We start from the raw sequence: 16,418 nt of genomic DNA on the forward strand, positions 1-16,418 counted from the left end.
GAGGACGGCTGTCCGCCCGCTGGCACGCCGGTACCCGGTGCTGGTGCCGTGCCGGCAGCGCCGCCGCCGGTCTGCGCGACCGCGCCGGTTGGCGGGGTGCCGGGCAGGGGCGCGACGGTTGGCGGCACGGCGGTCGGGGGCGACGTGCTCGTCGGCGGGTTTGCGGAGAGCGCAGCAGAGGTCGCCGGGCTTGGCGCGGGCGTGGCCGGATCGTTCCCGGTTGCTGTTACCTGCTCGGTACCGGCCGGCCCGTTGGATGCCCCGTCCGTGGATGGTGCGGTGGCGCCGGGCTCTGCCGGGAGCGCGGGCGCGCCGGCTGGAATGCCGGTGCCGGTGCCGGTGACTGGACCGCTTGCCGGGATGCCCACTTGCGGTCCGCCGGCATCGTTGGGCGCCGCGGCCGGATCGCTGCCCGTGGCGGTCCGTCCGGGAAGGGCCGATCTGCTCCGGGTGCCCGGGGGCACGAGCCGTGCCGGCGGCTGACCGGTGTCGCTGGACCCCTGGGTGGTGACGGGTTCGGTGAACGAGACCCCTGCACCGATCCCCATGCTGGGTGCGGATCCCGTGGTGGCGGTATCACCTGCCGGGGTGTCAGTGCCACCCGGCAGGGCCAGGCCGGTCAGTATCGCGGAGATGCCGGCCAACGATGCTGTGCCGGCGACGACCAGGCGAGAGCGCCCCTGCTTGGTGGCGACCCGCCGGTGCGCGCCGCGTGAGCGGGTGCCACGCGATTGGGCGCTGCCGTGGCTGCCTGAAGCCGGTAGGTCTGACGCAGACACGGCACCCCACTCTTCGGTGCTGCCCGTCGGCCAGGACCGGTGCGGGGCCACGGTGGTGAAACCAGGCAGTGTGCTCTGAGCGGCCCGGGCTGTGGTGCTCACCGAGAGAGGGCCGGTTACCGTGTCCAGTTCACCGGAATCGAACTGTTGCTGGCGGGGGAGGAACATCGCCCCCGCAGGCCTGGGTGTCCGCTGCGTCCCGCCCGCGGACCTGGTGATTGCCGGGCTGGTGGTCGGGTGACCATGGTCGGGATCCGGTCGGCGTGGATTGCCGACCGCCTGTAGTGAATGCCGGCCAGCGGAGTGGTTACCCACGGCCCACCTCGAATCCTGTATCGGGCGCGATCTGGGGACACATCCGCGTTGTTCGGGATTGCCTGCGACGGGACGGTTCGTCCTGCACTGCTCCTCCGGATCGGTAGCTGATGGTAGCCCCCCGAACCCCACTGCCCGCCTGACTGATCCAGATTGATCCTGGTTGATCCAGAAAGGCGGATTCGGGATGCCAGCTGTTCTATGACCTTACCCTGCCGGTTGTAGGCATCACAGCGAGAGTCGGACAATTTTGCACCAAAGGTGCCATCTGGACGCAACGCAAGCACGCTTCACGATCACAGCAATGTGCGCCTGAAGCAGCGGAGCCCGGGACCGGCCGCGCTGCTCAGGTCGACGGTCGCCTACCGTGGCGAGGCGGGGGATCCGGGCCTGCGGGTGGTCAGACGCATCCGGCCCGTCGGATGCCGACGGGCCGGATGGTGTCAGGTGGTTGCCCATATCAACGGCCCTGGCCTGTCAGGGATCCCCGTGCGCGCGAGCGAATCATGGTCGCGCCCTCGTTGCCCCTGCCAGGAACTCGTTGCCCGCCTGGGAACTCGTTGCTCGGCTAGGAAACCGTCCAGGTGTCGCCGCTGCTCAGCAGGGCCATCAGGTCGCCCTCGCCCTGGCGGGCACGGGCGTCGGTGATCTGGCTGTTGAGCTGTTCGTCGTAGGTGGGAGCGTCGACGTCCCGGAAGACCCCGACCGGGGTGACTCCGGCCGAGCTTCCGGTGAGTCGTGACAGCGCGAACGCCTGGCTCGGCTCGACGGCCTGTGCGTCGTGGACCAGCACCCCGTCGTCGGTCGCGGCGCACACCTCCAGCTCGCCCGACGCGCCTCGGCGGATGCCCTTGTCGAGGTCTGTACCGAAAATCATCGGCTCGCCGTGGACGAGGCGCAGGGTCGCGTCATCCTTGGACGACCGCTCCTTGAGGGCGTCGAAGGCCCCGTCGTTGAAGATGTTGCAGTTCTGAAAGATCTCGACGAACGCAGATCCGGGATGCGCGGCGGCTGCCCGCAGGACGGCGGTCAGGTGCGCCCGCTCGGAGTCGATCGAGCGGGCGACAAAGGACGCTTCGGCCCCGAGTACGAGCGAGATCGGGTTGTAGGGGCGGTCCAGCGACCCGAACGGTGTCGACTTTGTGATTTTTCCCACTTCTGAGGTGGGGGAGTACTGGCCCTTGGTCAACCCGTAGATCCGGTTGTTGAACATCAGGATTTTGATGTTCACGTTTCGGCGTAGTGCATGGAGCAGGTGGTTGCCGCCGATGGACAGCGCATCACCGTCACCGGTGACAACCCACACCGACAGATCTGGCCGGGAGACGGCCAGCCCCGTTGCGATGGCCGGTGCCCGGCCGTGGATGGAGTGCATCCCGTAGGTCTGCAGGTAGTACGGGAAACGGGACGAGCACCCGATACCCGAGATGAAGGCGATGTTCTCGCGGGCTATCCCGAGTTCGGGCAGAAACCCCTGGACGGTAGCCAGGATGGCGTAGTCGCCGCAGCCGGGGCACCAGCGGACCTCCTGATCGGAGGTGAAGTCCTTACGGGTCTGCGGGCGGTCGCTGACCGGGATGAGATCGAGTAGTCGGTTGGTGATGCCGGCCTGGTTCGTCGTGACGGTCACTGGTTGATCACGTCCTCCAAGACGCCCGCCAGTTCGGCGGCCTTGAACGGAAGCCCGCGCACCTGGTTGTAGCCGATGGCGTCGACCAGGAACTCCGCCCGGACCATGGCCCTGAGCTGACCGAGGTTCATCTCCGGGACGAGGACCTTGTCGTAGGCACGCAGCACCTCCCCGGTGTTGTCGGGAAACGGGAAAAGGTGACGCAGGTGTGCCTGGGCGACGTGCAGCCCCTTTGCCCGGACACGCCGGCATCCGGCGGCGATGGGTCCGTAGGTCGAACCCCAGCCCAGGACGAGCACCCGGGCGTCGCCGGACGGGTCGTCGACCTCGAGCGGGGCGATGTCGCGGGCGATTCCCTCGATCTTCGCCTGGCGCAGCCGGACCATGCGGTCGTGATTCGCAGGCTCGTAGGAGATGCCGCCCGAACCGTCCGCCTTTTCCAGACCGCCGATGCGGTGCTCCAGCCCGGGTGTTCCCGGAACGGCCCAGGGCCGGGCGAGCGTCTCGCCGTCACGAAGATATGGCCAGAACTCCGGACCCTTGTCGCCGGTGTGGTTCGGCTCGGTCGCCAACGACACTTCGAGGTCGGGGAGGTCCGCGCGGCTGGGGAGCAGCCACGGTTCCGAACCGTTGGCGAGGTATCCGTCGGAGAGCAGGATGACCGGCGTCCGGTACTTCGTCGCCAGCCGTGCCGCCTCGATCGCGGCGTCGAAGCAGTCCGAAGGCGAGCGGGGAGCGATGACCGGCAGCGGTGCCTCGCCGTTGCGGCCGTTCACGGCCATACCGAGGTCGGCCTGTTCGGTCTTGGTCGGCAACCCGGTGGACGGCCCGCCTCGCTGGATGTCCACGATGACGAGCGGGAGTTCCAGAGCTACCGCGAGCCCGATGGTCTCGGTCTTGAGGGCCAGACCGGGACCGGACGTCGTGGTCACGCCGAGTGAACCACCAAAGGCGGCGCCGAGCGCGGCCCCGACGCCGGCGATCTCATCCTCGGCCTGGAAGGTCCGTATTCCGAAGCGCTTGTGTTTGCTCAGTTCGTGCAGGATGTCGGATGCGGGGGTGATCGGGTAGGAGCCCAGGAACAGCGGCAACCCGGTGAGCTCGGCGGCCGCGACCAGTCCGTAGGACAGCGCCGTGTTGCCGGAGACGCGCCTGTACCTGCCCGGCTTCATGCGTGCGGGCGCGACCTCGTAGGTGACGGCGAAAGCCTCGGTGGTCTCGCCGTAGTTGTAGCCGGCGCGCAGCGCCGCGATATTCGCGGCGGCGATTTCCGGGCGCTTCGCGAACTTCTTCTCAAGAAAAGCGACGACGCCGTTGGTGGGCCGTTGGTAGAGCCAGCTCATGAGGCCGAGGGCGAACATGTTCTTCGCCCGTTCGGCTTCCTTCTTGTTGACCGTCCCCGCGCTGCTTTCCAGGGCGTTCACCGCGTCGATGGTCATCGACGACAGGGGTACCCGGTGTACCCGATACTCGTCCAGCGTGCCATCGGTGAGCGGGTCGGAGGAATATCCGGCCTTCTTCAGGTTCGATCCGGTGAACGCGTCGGTGTTGACGACGAGGTCGGCGCCGTTGGGCAGGTCTTTCAGATTGGACTTCAACGCCGCCGGGTTCATGGCCACCAGCATGTTCGGGGCATCGCCGGGCGTGAGAATGTCGTGGTCTGAGAAGTGTAGCTGAAATCCGGATACGCCGGCCGGAGTACCCGCTGGCGCACGGATCTCCGCCGGAAAGTCCGGAAGGGTTGACAAGTCATTACCGAACGCGGCGGTCTCGCTGGTGAACTGTTCCCCAGTGAGCTGCATCCCGTCACCTGAGTCACCGGCGAAGCGGATGACGACCCGGTCGAGTCGATGGATTTGACGGTCTCTGACCTGGCCTGACACGTTGTGTGACCTCCTCGGGTACCCCTTGAGCGTACCGGGCGGACTATTGAGGCGGGGCGTAACGTCCCGACGGAGTCATCTGAGTGTGACGACTACAACACGGGCTGGTCCGATCACGCGATACGGACAGGTCCGATCATGGCGGCGGTCAGGTTGGGGGTGGGGAAGGCATGGTGGGACCATGGCCCGATGGCCGGCGACAGAGGTTTCGTGGGAGGGCGCACGGCGCAGACTGTGATCGTGACGCCGGCACTTCGGATCGGGATCGTCGGTGTCGGACGGGCGGGGACGGCTCTGGGAACGGCCTTGGCTGGTGCCGGCCATCCGGTGGTGGCGGTGCATGCGCGGTCCGTTGCGGGCCGGGCGCGGGCTCGGGCCACCTTCCCGGCGGCTTCGTCGGGGACGCCGGCCGAGGTGGCCGATGCGTCTGATGTGACTTTCCTCACAGTTTCCGACGATGTGATTTCGGGCGTCCTGGCGGACATCGTGAATGCCGGGGTTCTGCGGGCCGGTCAGATCGTCGCGCACGCCAGTGGACGGCACGGGGTGGGTATTTTGGAACCGGCTCGTGACTGCGGAGCGTCACGAGCAGCGGTACACCCGATCATGACATTGAGTGGCACCGCCGCGGATGCGGGCCTGCTGTCCGGGGCTTCGTTCGGAGTGACCGCCGACCCTGCCGCCGAGCAGGTCGTATGCACCCTGGTCACAGAGATCGGCGGTCGGGTCGTTTTCGTGCCCGAACGGGTACGGACGGCCTACCATGCCGCCGTCGTCCTCGGCTCCAACTATCTGGCGACGCTGGTCACGGCGACGCTGGCCCTTTTGGACGAACTTGGCGTCCACGAGGGTGCCGATGCCCTCGCCCCGCTGTTGCGACAATCGCTGGACAATGCCATTGAACGGGGCCCGGCCGCGCTGACCGGCCCGGTTCGGCGCGGGGATGCAGGTACGGTACGCGCACATCTGGACGCGCTCGGCGCAGTCGACCCGGCGGCGATGTCGGTCTATGCAGCGCTGGCATCGCTCACTCTGAACCAGCTCGAACAAGCGGGTCTTGCTGAGCGTGAGCGCAGCGAGGCCGTCCGGGAAGTCCTGTCTGCCTCGACCATGCACACCGTCTTGTAAGAGCGACCGGCATGGCGGGTGCGTTGGTGTAGCGATCGCTACGCAGGGTGACGGTTGTGCGTGGCTTCCGGATGAACGGGGCTCTTCACGTCGCGTGACCCGGGTAGTGCATCCCGCGATCGCATGTGGCGGGGAACGGTTCTGGTTGATCCGGACGTTGACTACAGGTGCAACCTTCGAGATGACAGGACACCTGACCGCCATGTCACACCGCTACCACAATGGTCTAAAAACCGTCGCCCTGTTGGGCGTGCTGTCCGCGGTGATTCTCTTTGTCGGTTCCCTGTTCGGGAGCCGTGGTTTGGCAATCGCGTTCATTGTCGCCCTGGGTATGAACGGGTTCTCGTACTTCTTCTCGGACAAGCTGGCCCTGCGCGCGATGCGGGCGTATCCGGTGAGCCAGGTTGAACAGCCACGCATGTACGCAATCGTTCAGGAACTCGCGACCCGGGCGAGGATGCCGATGCCGCGGCTCTACGTCAGCCCGACCGGGGCACCGAACGCGTTCGCCACCGGTCGCAACCCCCGCAACGCAGCCGTCTGCTGTACGTCGGGAATTCTGGAAATCATGGATGATCGTGAGCTGCGCGGCGTCCTGGGCCACGAGCTCAGCCACGTCTACAATCGGGATATCCTTATTGCGTCCGTCGCCGGTGCACTCGCGAGCGTCATCGTCTACCTTGCGCAGTTCGCGGCGATTTTCGGCATTGGTCGGGGTGAGGACGACGACGGTCCGGGCATCCTGGAGATCATGATCCTCGTCCTGCTGGGACCGATCGCCGCGACGATCATTCAGCTCGCCATCAGCAGGTCCAGGGAGTATCAGGCGGATTCCTCCGGCGCGACGTTGACCGGTGATCCGCTCGGCCTCGCGACGGCCCTGCGCAAGCTCGAGGCTGGCACCGCTGCCCGACCGCTCCCGCAGACTTCCCAGCTTGGACCTGTATCGTCGCTCATGATCGCGAACCCGTTTCGGGGCGGTGGGGTTGTCCAGCTGTTCAGTACCCACCCACCCATGGACCGTCGGATCGAGCGGCTGGAGGAGATGGCTCGGTTGGACCCCTACCGTTGAATCTCCGGGGGAAAGTCGTACTCTGAAAAGGCTAGCAGACCTGAGCGTGTAAGATCATCAATCTGGCCGGCGCCTGGCGGCCGGTCGAAGGAGCGGGCGTCATCTGGCGAAGCGATCGTGGCTTTCGTATCGCCGAAGACGCCGGGCAACCCGTAATCCCTGACCCGCGGCGAGGCAAACCCCCCAGGCCTCGCCGTGCAGCGCCCCGCCCGAAACCCCCCATCGGGCGGGGCGCACCTTCCTTTTCATGATCATACGCCCGTTGGCGTGCTGACCTGTGTGTGGCCGCCGGGCGTGCGAGAAGGGCGATGATCGCACGCCCTTTGGCTGTGTTGGCTGTGTGTGGCCGCCGGGCGTGCGAGAAGGGCGATGATCGCACGCCCTTTGGCCGGCTAGCGGTAGTTGACGAACTGGAGCGGTAGTCCGAAATCAGCTTCTTTGAGAATCTGGATGATGTGCTGGAGGTCGTCCCGTTTCTTGCCGGTGACCCGGAGCTGATCTCCTTGAATCTGGGCCTGCACACCTTTCGGGCCGTCGGTCCGGATCTTTTTCGAGATCGCTTTGGCCTTGTCGTCGGCGATGCCCTGTTGCACGGTCACCACCAGCCTGTACTCCTTGCCGGACTGAGTGGGCTCCTCGTGCTGTAGCGCTTTGAGCGAGATGCCACGCTTGACCCACTTCTCCTGAAGGACATCCAGTACGGCCTTCACCCGTTCTTCGGTGCTCGCGGTGAGCAGGATGGACTCTCCGGACCACGCTGCTGACGCGCCGGCGTCGCGGAAGTCGAAGCGGGTCCCCACCTCCTTGGCGGTCTGGTTGACGGCGTTGTCGATCTCCTGGCGGTCGACCTTGCTCACGATGTCGAACGACGGGTCCGCCACGGTGAAGTGCCTCCTTCTCGTCGCCGTTACCTGCGCGTAGGCATAGGATCTTCGCATCCTCGCCCAGCGCCTCGGGTGGGGGCAGGGCCCGATCCCTGATCCCGAGTCTGCCCGTGCCCGCGTAACCCGGCACACCCCCGTTCGTGCCTCGCCGCCCACGTCGGTAGGACCGGTTGTCGGCCACGACGGTCCATCCCGTATGCTGTCCACCAACGGCAGGTTGCCCGAGTGGCCAAAGGGAGCGGTCTGTAAAACCGCCGGCTCAGCCTACGTTGGTTCGAACCCAACACCTGCCACCATCTTCCGGATATCCCGGATCACACTGCCGCACAGGCCCTGAGCGATGCTCGGGGCCTGTCTGCGTCCGTCCGACGCTCGCCGGCCCAGGTAGCCCACCACGTGGGCTACGGTCGTGCCCGCCTCGCCAGCGGACGCTGTAGGTGGTAATGGTCGCTGCGGTGACCGTTTCTACCTACGCTCCGGCCTCGGTAGCGGAGGCGGTAGGTGGTTTCGGTCGCTGTTGTGACCGAAACCACCTACCCGATCTATAGAGTCCGCAGACATGACTGACACCGGCACGCTTGCCGCCCGCGTCCGGGCCGTGTCGCATCTGACCGGTCTGTTTCTGCTGCGTTCCGGGCGGACGAGCGGCGAGTACTTCGACAAGTATCTGTTCGAGGCTGACCCGGCGCTGCTCGCCGGGATCGTCGACGCGATGCGTCCGTTGCTGCCCGCGGACGCAGACGTGCTGGCCGGTCTTGAACTCGGTGGTATCCCTCTGGTCACCCTGCTGTCCCAGCGGACGGGAATGCCGGCTCGGTTCGTCCGCAAGAAGGCCAAAGAGTACGGCACCTGTCGGACCGCCGAGGGCGGGACAGTCGAGGGCCTGCGGGTCGTGCTCGTCGAGGACGTCGTGACCAGCGGCGGTGCCATCCTGGACGCGGCCCGGGTCCTGCGGGAGCAGGGCGCGATCGTGGAACATGCCCTGTGCGTGATCGACCGTCAGGAGGGCGGACGGGACAACCTCGCTGGAATCGGACTCGACCTTCGGCCGGTGCTCACCCGCGCTGATCTGGACGCCGTCGCCTGAGGTTCCCGCCCGCTACCGGCGCCCGCTACCAGCGGCCGGAACCGCCGCGTGACATCTTTGGACGCGTGATCCCGGTGGTCATGGCAAATCGTGCAGCGACCTGATGGATCAGCTGTGATCACGCGTCCGTCGACCGACCCGATGGATCAGATCCGAGGTGATACGTCCGGGCCGGACCGGGAGGTTCCAGTCGGGCCGGGCCGAGATGATCCGGTGTATTCCGGCCGATCCGCCCGCGTCTGAGCCCGGTCGCTATCGGGGTATGGGTCGTAGGAGTCGCGCGGCGGTGCGTCGTACCTGGTCAGTCCGTAGATCGCGAGCACGTCGAGCCCGATGAGGACGAGCGACCAGCCTGGGAAGATCGCGAGGAAGGCGAGCTGGGCGATCGCGTTGATTCCGCACATGGCGATGCCCAGCCAGCGTGCCCACTGTTTGCCTGTGATGACCGCGGCAGCGGTGCCGATCTGGACGATGCCCATGCACAGCAGCAGCCAGCCCCAGAAGTCCAGATCCTGGTAGATGACGGTGTCGTTGGCCGTGATGAGGACGGCGTACTTCCTGAGTGCGGCGATTCCATAGATGATGTTGTGGAAGCCGGCGATGAAGATGATGACTGCGGCAAATACCAGCCATCCACGATCAGTGTGCGCAGAGCGTGCCCGTTCCATACGAATCCTCCCCGGAGCCTGACGGGACGGTGAGCCCTCCTTGGCATGCCCTCGTGCTGCCCAGGACATGCCCCGTTGCCCGACATCCCCGTCCGGGACCAGGTGTACGACGGCTCCGGCAGGTCTGCAACGGCGGTGTGGTTCCGCCTGTGGTTCCGCCTGGCGGGTGCGGATCCCGCCCTCGGCGGGTGATGTGCCCCGCCCCAGACGGTCGCCCTGTGTGCCAGATCCCCTGTTCAGGGGCGGATCGTGCTGACCGAGTTGGTGGCCTCGTCCCAGCGCAGCCAGCCGTACTGGAAGGCGCTCTCGCGTCCGCTGTCCACCGAGTACTCATCACTGATCGGCAGGCCCAGGTCGGAGCCGGCAGCACCGAACGCCAGGTAGCTGCGCAGGATCGACCCGTGCACCTCGTGCGCGCCGGTGGAGCGGCTCCAGTAGATCCGACCGCCCTGGAAGACCGACTGGCGGCTGCCAGCAGCCTCCGCGTCAACCTCATCGCTGGTTGGCCGGCCCAGGAGGCTGTTGCTGCCGCCCAAGGCGAGGTACCGGACGCTGATTCCACCGTGTACCTCGTGGACGTCGGTGGCAACAGACCAGAAGAGCAGTCCCTTCTGGAACTGCCTCCACCGCCCGCCGCCGCCGGCGGGTCCTTCGTTCCGGATGGGCACCGCGAGCAGCGAACGTACTCGAGCCTCCGCGTTGTAGCGCTTGTCGATCTCGCTGGCCCGTCCGTCAGCACTGAGCGCCAATGATCCGGCGCTGCAGCAGAAGACGTTCATGTCGATGTTTCCGGCGATACCGGGGACGCTCGCGGACGACGTGTACTGCCATATCGACCATTTTTGCCAGCCACCGGGCAGGGGTCCGGGGGACGAGGCGGCGTTGTAGATGGCGAACCACAACGGGTAGCGGGAAAACAATGTCGTGTTCTTCATGACATCGGTCCAGAACGATCGATAGGTGTACAGGATTGGAGCCCGCCCGGTTTTGGTCTCGATCTCCTCCAGGAAGGCCTGAGCCCATGCGGCGAGCTGGTCGGCAGATAACCCGCCCCGCGCCTCGAGATCGAGGACGGGCGCCAGCTGCCCCGCGGAGCGGGTCGGTCCGGTGATGGCAAGGAAGCGGTCCGCTTGGTCGATCGCCGTCGTGATCGGCAGCATGGGCCGCGCGTAGTGGTATACGCCGACGGCGAGGCCAGCCTGTCGCGCGTGGTCACGATCAGTGGCGAAGTAGGGGTTGGTGTAACTGTTACCCTCCGTCGCCTTGATGACGACGAAATCGATGCCCGCCGAGCGGACCGCGTTCCAGCCGATCTCGGTGCTGCCGGGGTGCTGCCATGACGAGATGTCCACGCCCCGCGGCCAGCCGGCCGGGATGGCCAGCGCCGAGCGGGTTCGGGTTGGCGTCCCCTCGCCGGGTGGCGCGACGGTCGTGCCTTCGCCCAGGGGCACGTCGTCGGGCGAGACGTAGTCCCGGCGGAGGTCTACTGCGGTGACGTGTGCCGCGGTGACGTGTGCCGCGGTGACGTAGGCGCCGGTCAGGTCGCCTGAGACGCCGGCGCTCGCAGCCGTGATGAGCGTCACCACGGCAGTGGCAGTGATCGTCTGTGCGACCGTCCGCGTGGGACGCCGTTGCCGGGGCGTCGGCGATCGGCCCGGATCATCGTGGTGGCGGGTGGTGGGAGGTGTCATCTGCATGGGGCTCCCTGGCAGGTGGGGTGGACTGGCCGATGGGTGATCCCGGATGACAGCCTCGCTCGACCGCTGACTACGCTAAGCGCTTGACTCATTACTTACAGATATATTCACAGGCGCCGGATGGACTTTGTCGCTACTCACGGTTTTCAATCGGCCCGATTGGGCGAAACGTCGTAGCATTAGGTAGCACGCTGGCTTGGGATCTTGACCGCTCTCGCCAAAGATCCACTTGTTGCGGATCGCCGGTGCCGGTCGCCTGTCCCTCGGGCGGAGATTCGCCGCGACCGGGGATCCGAGCTCGTCGGCGGGGTGCCGTCCCAAGCGTCGTCCTGTCGTGTAGCCTTAAGCGCGCGCACACGCCCCTTTAGCTCAGTCGGCAGAGCGTCTCCATGGTAAGGAGAAGGTCTACGGTTCGATTCCGTAAAGGGGCTCTGTGGTAGCGGTCGGTAGTCGGGCAGCCGGCATCCGGCCGCTGCTCCGTCGGTGGGATTGATCGCTGACGGAGCTGATCCACCAAGGCGGTGTAGCTCAGCCAGGCAGAGCAAGCGGCTCATAATCGCTGTGTCGCCGGTTCAAATCCGGCCACCGCTACCGGCCGGGTCACGACCCGCCGAGGACGACGCGCGGTCGTCCCGCATGTCCAAAAGCTTTGGTTCGTTCTTGTCCGACCTGCAGGAAGAGGCACAGCACCGTGGCCGCCACCGATGTCCGTCCGAAGATCACCATGGCGTGTCAGGTGTGCAAGCACCGCAACTACATCACACGCAAGAACCGCCGCAACGACCCCGATCGCCTGGAGTTGCGCAAGTTCTGCCCGAACTGCCGGGCGCACACCGAGCATCGCGAGACCCGCTGACCCCTTGGCGGTCGCATTCGGTGCATGCGCCCTGTTCGGCCTGTCGGCCTGTCGGCCTGTCGGAGTAGTCCCGCGGGTCCAGGGCGCTTTGCTGCGCAACCCGCCACCACGGTGAGATCGGAGCATGCAATGCCGCTCAACCGGGATTTTGTCGGGCGCAGGTTTGTCGCTGACACATCGTTCCTGGTCGGACGCGAGCATATCCGGCAGTTCGCCCTGGCGATCGGCGAGGACAGTCCGCTCTGTTATGATCTTGATGCCGCCAAGTCCGCCGGCTACGTCGATCTTGTCGCGCCACCCACCTTTCTGACAGCGCTCAGTATGTGGCGGCCAGTCATTCCCACTCATGATCCCACGCTCGGCCTTGACTACTCACTGGTAGTGCATGGTGAGCAGCAGTATTCACTGCGCCGACCGGTCGTCGCCGGCGACGAGATTATGGTGTCGGGCACGGTCACCGACATCCGAAACGCCGGCCGCAACGAATTGTTGATCAGTGACTACGAGTTCGTGACGACCGCTGGTGAGGTGGTGGCAGCGGCGCGGGCGTCGCTGGTCTCCCGCGGAACCGCCATGGCCGAGAAGGGCTGAGAGGCCACGATGGCGGCGACCGTTGCCTATGACGATGTCGAGGTCGGTACCCTCATTCCGGAACGCGAGTTCCGGATCCGCCGTGAAGATCTTGTGCGTTACTGTGGAGCGTCAGGCGACTTCAACGTGATCCACTGGAATGAACGGGCCGCTACCGAGGCCGGTCTGCCCGGAGTCATCGCACATGGGATGTACACCATGGCCAGCGCGGCGCGGCTTGTCACCGACTGGGCCGGCGACCCCGGGGCGATCGTCGACTACGGCGTCCGCTTCTCGTCGTTCGTGCCGGTGCCGGACGACGATGCCGGTGCCGCGGTCGTGGTCAGCGGCGTGGTTGCCAAGAAGCTGGACGACAACCAGGTAGTGGTGAAAATCACGGTCCGGTGCGATGGAACCAAGGTGCTGTTGGGGTCGCGCGCTACCGTCCAGCTTTCCTGATCGATCCCCGGGGCAATCCGCAGCCGATCCTTACGACCCATGACGGTACGACCCATGACGGTGTGTCGGGGAGTCCGGCGCGGCTCCCGGACACACCGTCAGTCGTTGGTGCTCCGGGGACTGCGGCCTCCGGGCGCGCGATCTGACGATCATCGCGCGCCCTTTGGCCCTCTGGGCGACTTCTGGTCAGTCCGCCTCGGCCAGTAGGTCGGACATGCGCCGCACACCGGTGGTCAGGTCGTCGTCGCCGAGCGCGTAGGACAACCGGGCGTAGCCGGGTGTCCCGAACGCCTCACCTGGCACGATCGCGACGCCGGCCTCCTCGAGGATGAGCGTGGTCAGGGCCGCCGAGGTTGTCGGGGTGCGTCCCCGCAGCGTGCGACCAATAACACCGAGCAACGACGGGTAGCAGTAGAAGGCACCTTCCGGCATCGGACACACCACGCCGGGGGTGTCGGAGAGCATGCGGTGCATGGTCTGGCGACGTCGGTCGAAGGCGAGGCGCATCTGGGCCACCGCGTCCAGCGGGCCGGCCACGGCTGCCAGCGCCGCCGCCTGTGCCACATTGGAGACGTTGGACGCGGCATGGGACTGCAGGTTGATGGCTGCCTTGACTGCATCCGCCGGTCCGATCAGCCAGCCGACCCGCCACCCCGTCATCGCATAGGTCTTGGCGACGCCGTTGACGACGATGCAGCGGTCGGCGATCTCGGGGACCTCTACCGGCAGGGAGGCGAAGCGGGCGTCGCCGTACACCAGGTGCTCGTAGATCTCGTCGGCGATCACCCACAGCCCGGCATCGGCGGCCCAACGCCCGATCGCCCGGACTTCCTCGGGTGTGTGTACGGCGCCGGTCGGGTTGGACGGCGAGCAGAACACCAGCACCTTCGTGCGGGGGGTGCGAGCCGCCTCCAGCTGCTCCACCGTGACCCGGTAGCCCTGGTCGGGAGTGGTCACGACGTCCACCGCCGTGCCGCCGGCAAGCCGGATGGACTCCGGGTAGGTCGTCCAGTACGGAGCGGGCAGCAGCACCTCGTCGCCGGGGTCGAGGAGGGTCGCGAACGCCATGTAGACGGCCTGCTTGCCGCCGTTGGTGATGAGTACCTGGCTGGCGGGGACGTCGAGGCCGGAGTCGCGGCGGGTTTTGTCCGCCACCGCCTCCCTGAGCTCTGGTAGGCCGGCAGCCGGTGTGTAGCGGTGCATCTTCGGATCGCCGCATGCCTTCTCGGCAGCGGCGACGACATGGTCGGGAGTGGGGAAATCCGGTTCGCCGGCACCAAAGCCGATCACGTCCCGGCCGGCCGCGCGCAGCGCCTTCGCGGTCGAATCCACGGCAAGTGTCGCCGAAGGGGCGATGCCTCCGACGCGGTGAGAGATCCGGGTCATGACCGTCATGCTGCCACGCATACCGGGTTGCCCGCTCGATCATTGGGACGCTCCGTCCGGATCATGCCGGGGTGCCCGGTGTATCTGGACCAGGTGGCTATGTGGGCGGTGACCGTTGGCCCTGCCGGTCGCGCGATGTCGCGCTATAGTCGCGCGACCCCGGGCGGGTGAGGTGGTCGGCGGTCAGCTGGGCGTCGGTCCGGCCAGCCGATGTCCGGACAGCGGCTGGCCGGACCGACGCTGTCCAGCCGGCCTCTTTCCGGCTAGCCTGAGGGGGGCGGAGATGGTGAACCCGATCGCAGGCTCGCGACTGTGGGCCGCGTGAGGGGTCGCGTAGGGAGTATGGTGGATGCGCTTGGGCTGTCGTCCCCGTATGTAGCATCGCGGATGATCTCCAGGGTCACGTGATCTCCAGGGTCACGGTCGGGCCTGGGTTCGTTTCGATCGGCGATGCTGCCGCGGCGACGGTCGTGGTGTAAAGGGGCGTGGCTCAATTGGTAGAGCACCGGTCTCCAAAACCGGCGGTTGCAGGTTCGAGTCCTGTCGCCCCTGCGGTATCCGACGACCAGGTAGGTGGAGTGAGTGGCGACCGACACACGTGACGCGGCACCGCGGGCCGGCCAAGCGACCCGGCCCGCAGCCCGGCGCCGTACTTCGCCGCTGCGCTTCTACCGAGAGATCGTCGCCGAGCTTCGGAAGGTCATCTACCCGGGTCGAAGTGAACTGATCACCTATGTGGTGGTGGTGCTCATGTTCTGTTCGATCATGGTGGCATTCGTCGCCTCGCTGGACTTCGGTCTTACCAAGGCGGTGTTGGCGATCTTCGGTTGATATGAACCGCGGTCCGCGGACCCATGTCACCGCAACGCCCGCACAGCTCACAGAGCACGGTCAAGAGAGAAGGAACGTCCGCGTGTCCCAGGTTCCCGAGCACGTCTCCTCCGAACAGGGGGAGGCTCTCGACGGTCTCAACCCGCTGGCGGCACTGGCGCACGACGAGGTGGCAAGCACGGAAGCCGGCGCCCTGCCGCAGGACGGCGAGGGCGGCGACGGCTCCACTGGCACCGACACCGACCCCGGCTATCTCGCCACGGCCGCCCCGGATGTCGACCAGCCCGCCTTCGACGAGGACGACGAGGACGATGATGACGACGTCCGGCGGGCGCTGGCGGACGCGCCCGGAGACTGGTACGTCATTCATTCATATGCCGGCTATGAGAACAAGGTGAAGACGAACCTCGAGACCCGGATCTCCAGCCTCAACATGGAGGAGTACATCTTCCAGATCGAGGTGCCGACCGAGGAGGTCCCGGTCATCAAGAACGGCAAACGGCAGCTGGTTCAGCAGAAGAAGTATCCGGGCTACATCTATGTCCGTATGGACCTCACCGACCAGTCGTGGTCGGCCGTTCGGAACACTCCCGGGGTGACCGGCTTCGTCGGCCTGACCAACAAGCCGTCGCCGTTGCGGACGGAGGAGGTTGTTTCGATTCTCGCGCCTCCGGCACCGCCCGAGAAGAAGGCCGAGACGGTCCGGGTGCAGGAGTTCGAGGTCGGGGAGTCGGTGACCGTCATGGACGGCCCGTTCGCGACCCTGCCCGCGACCATCAGTGAGATCAACCTCGATGCACAGCGGCTCAAGGTGCTGGTGTCCATCTTCGGCCGCGAAACCCCGGTCGAGCTCCAGTTCAACCAGGTTGCGAAGATCTGATCTGCCCGATGGCCGATGGTGGAGCAATCATGTGCGTGCTCGCGCCGCCGGAGGTTCCAACCAGCCCGGCGATGCGTTAGCCGGCTGACGGCGGCGCGGTCACCGCACTTTTTGCGCCGACGGAGACCCCAGGAAACCCAGAGAGAAACGACACCATGCCTCCCAAGAAGAAGATCTCGGCCATCATCAAACTCCAGATCAACGCCGGTGTGGCGACACCCGCACCTCCGGTGGGCCCGGCGCTCGGCCAGCACGGCGTCAACATCATGGAGTTCTGCAAGCAGTACAACGCC

Annotated in this window: 14 protein-coding genes, 4 tRNA genes and 2 pseudogenes; 13 read left to right on the forward strand and 7 right to left on the reverse strand. The window is 66.3% G+C overall.

What is annotated here, in order from left to right:
- From U9983_RS20465 to U9983_RS20475, 3 genes and pseudogenes are all read right to left on the reverse strand, one after another.
- Positions 1-1,094 (reverse strand): annotated as a pseudogene (locus tag U9983_RS20465) (hypothetical protein); the annotation flags it as partial.
- A 568-nt stretch (positions 1,095-1,662) separates the two neighbouring features.
- The gene (locus U9983_RS20470) at positions 1,663-2,724 is read right to left on the reverse strand and encodes a 2-oxoacid:ferredoxin oxidoreductase subunit beta (protein WP_322755586.1); all 1,062 of its coding nucleotides are present in this window, start codon (positions 2,722-2,724) and stop codon (positions 1,663-1,665) included.
- Complete coding sequence (locus U9983_RS20475) at positions 2,721-4,607, reverse strand: 2-oxoacid:acceptor oxidoreductase subunit alpha (protein WP_322747897.1); 1,887 nt, start codon at positions 4,605-4,607, stop codon at positions 2,721-2,723. The genes U9983_RS20470 and U9983_RS20475 overlap by 4 nt, the downstream gene beginning before the upstream one ends.
- Positions 4,608-4,817: 210 nt before the next feature.
- Here U9983_RS20475 and U9983_RS20480 point away from each other — a divergent pair, with 210 nt between their 5' ends.
- Together U9983_RS20480 and htpX are read left to right on the forward strand one after the other, a co-directional pair.
- Positions 4,818-5,735 carry a Rossmann-like and DUF2520 domain-containing protein gene (locus U9983_RS20480; protein WP_322755587.1) on the forward strand — a complete coding sequence of 306 codons (918 nt, stop codon included), beginning with the start codon at positions 4,818-4,820 and terminating at the stop codon, positions 5,733-5,735.
- A gap of 202 nt (positions 5,736-5,937) precedes the next feature.
- Positions 5,938-6,807, forward strand: coding sequence for a zinc metalloprotease HtpX (gene htpX, locus U9983_RS20485; protein WP_322747916.1), 870 nt, complete (start codon positions 5,938-5,940; stop codon positions 6,805-6,807).
- 392 nt (positions 6,808-7,199) lie between these two features.
- Here the strand turns inward: htpX and U9983_RS20490 are convergent, their stop codons facing one another.
- Complete coding sequence (locus U9983_RS20490; RefSeq protein WP_322755588.1) at positions 7,200-7,688, reverse strand: YajQ family cyclic di-GMP-binding protein; 489 nt, start codon at positions 7,686-7,688, stop codon at positions 7,200-7,202.
- Between the two features lie 214 nt (positions 7,689-7,902).
- On the opposite strand from U9983_RS20490, the gene U9983_RS20495 reads away from it, so the two are divergent.
- Positions 7,903-7,987, forward strand: a tRNA-Tyr gene (locus tag U9983_RS20495).
- Positions 7,988-8,250: 263 nt separating this feature from the next.
- Positions 8,251-8,778, forward strand: coding sequence for an orotate phosphoribosyltransferase (pyrE, locus tag U9983_RS20500; RefSeq protein ID WP_322747900.1), 528 nt, complete (start codon positions 8,251-8,253; stop codon positions 8,776-8,778).
- Positions 8,779-8,924: 146 nt separating this feature from the next.
- On the opposite strand, the gene U9983_RS20505 is transcribed toward pyrE, so the two are convergent.
- Both U9983_RS20505 and U9983_RS20510 read right to left on the reverse strand, forming a co-directional pair.
- A complete protein-coding gene (locus U9983_RS20505; RefSeq protein ID WP_322755589.1) occupies positions 8,925-9,446 on the reverse strand; it encodes a hypothetical protein in 522 nt (173 codons plus the stop codon).
- Positions 9,447-9,682: 236 nt separating this feature from the next.
- Entirely contained in the window at positions 9,683-11,137 is a 1,455-nt protein-coding gene (locus U9983_RS20510) for a GH25 family lysozyme (protein ID WP_322755590.1), read from the reverse strand.
- Between the two features lie 364 nt (positions 11,138-11,501).
- Here U9983_RS20510 and U9983_RS20515 point away from each other — a divergent pair.
- From U9983_RS20515 to U9983_RS20535, 5 genes are all read left to right on the forward strand, one after another.
- Positions 11,502-11,574 (forward strand) — tRNA-Thr (locus U9983_RS20515).
- 86 nt (positions 11,575-11,660) lie between these two features.
- A tRNA-Met gene (locus tag U9983_RS20520) sits at positions 11,661-11,734 on the forward strand.
- Positions 11,735-11,834: 100 nt separating this feature from the next.
- On the forward strand, positions 11,835-11,999 hold the full coding sequence (rpmG, locus tag U9983_RS20525) for a 50S ribosomal protein L33 (RefSeq protein WP_322747903.1): 165 nt from the start codon (positions 11,835-11,837) through the stop codon (positions 11,997-11,999).
- A 129-nt stretch (positions 12,000-12,128) separates the two neighbouring features.
- Entirely contained in the window at positions 12,129-12,590 is a 462-nt protein-coding gene (locus tag U9983_RS20530; protein ID WP_322755591.1) for an FAS1-like dehydratase domain-containing protein, read from the forward strand.
- 9 nt (positions 12,591-12,599) lie between these two features.
- Positions 12,600-13,028: a MaoC/PaaZ C-terminal domain-containing protein gene (locus U9983_RS20535; RefSeq protein WP_322747905.1), complete on the forward strand. Its 429-nt coding sequence runs from the start codon at positions 12,600-12,602 to the stop codon at positions 13,026-13,028.
- 186 nt (positions 13,029-13,214) lie between these two features.
- Here U9983_RS20535 and U9983_RS20540 read toward each other — a convergent pair whose 3' ends face one another.
- On the reverse strand, positions 13,215-14,423 hold the full coding sequence (locus U9983_RS20540) for a pyridoxal phosphate-dependent aminotransferase (RefSeq protein WP_322747906.1): 1,209 nt from the start codon (positions 14,421-14,423) through the stop codon (positions 13,215-13,217).
- A 470-nt stretch (positions 14,424-14,893) separates the two neighbouring features.
- Here U9983_RS20540 and U9983_RS20545 point away from each other — a divergent pair.
- The 4 genes and pseudogenes from U9983_RS20545 to U9983_RS20560 all read left to right on the forward strand — a co-directional run.
- Positions 14,894-14,966 (forward strand) — tRNA-Trp (locus U9983_RS20545).
- Positions 14,967-14,996: 30 nt separating this feature from the next.
- Complete coding sequence (secE, locus tag U9983_RS20550) at positions 14,997-15,245, forward strand: preprotein translocase subunit SecE (protein WP_322747907.1); 249 nt, start codon at positions 14,997-14,999, stop codon at positions 15,243-15,245.
- Between the two features lie 82 nt (positions 15,246-15,327).
- Entirely contained in the window at positions 15,328-16,125 is a 798-nt protein-coding gene (gene nusG / locus U9983_RS20555) for a transcription termination/antitermination protein NusG (protein WP_322747908.1), read from the forward strand.
- 155 nt (positions 16,126-16,280) lie between these two features.
- A pseudogene (locus tag U9983_RS20560) lies at positions 16,281-16,418 on the forward strand (50S ribosomal protein L11); the annotation flags it as partial.

This window comes from Protofrankia sp. Cas3, from assembly GCF_963555955.1.
Classification (GTDB): Bacteria; Actinomycetota; Actinomycetes; order Frankiales; family Frankiaceae; genus Protofrankia.